The following is a 654-nucleotide window of genomic DNA, read 5'->3' as shown; positions in this document are numbered from 1 at the left end:
GGAGGGGGTGGGTGGCCTGGGTTTGTTCGTGCCAGTAGGTGAGTTCGTCGAGTGTGGTCGTGGTGGCTGCCTCCTGTCGCAGCCGTTCGGCCCACTGGCGCCATGAGCTGGACTTGGCCGGCAGCTGCGGCTCCTGGCCACCGCGTGCTTGCTCGACCAGCGTGCCCAGGTCCTCCAGCAACACGCGCCACGACACCACGTCGATCACGAGATGGTGGGCGGCCAGCAACAACCGGGGGCCCCGTTCGTCGACTCCCGTGAACAGGGCGGCCCGGATGAGTGGGGGCTCGGCGAGGTTCATGCTGGACTGGGTCTTGCCGGCGATCTCCAGCAGCCGTTGGTGGCGCTCGTGGGCTGGGATGGTAGAGAGGTCGTGGGTCCGCCAGGGCAGCTCCGGCGGCAGGTCTGTCAGTTCGGCTTGCCATGTGCCGTCCTGTCGTACGAACCGGGTGCGCAGGCCGTCGTGCTGCTCGAGCAGTTTTCGCAGGATCTGTTGCCACTGCTCGGTTGTCACTTCGGCGTCCACGTCGAGCAGCAGCGACTGGTTGACGTGGTGCGGTCGTGCGAAGTCCTGTGCGAAGAACCAGTGTTGGATCGGTGTCAGTGGGACGGGGCCGGTGACCAGGTCTTGTTCGGCCTGTATCTGCGGGGCGT

At 66.5% G+C, this 654-nt stretch carries 1 protein-coding gene; it reads right to left on the bottom strand.

Going from position 1 to position 654, the window contains the following annotated elements; all coding sequences use genetic code 11:
* Positions 1-654 (bottom strand): condensation domain-containing protein (locus tag DQ392_RS32120; protein WP_245982239.1); only part of this gene is annotated, 654 nt, incomplete at both ends.

Source organism: Streptomyces reniochalinae, from assembly GCF_003323735.1.
GTDB lineage: Bacteria > Actinomycetota > Actinomycetes > Streptomycetales > Streptomycetaceae > Streptomyces > Streptomyces reniochalinae.
This window is presented reverse-complemented; position numbering and strand designations above follow the sequence as displayed.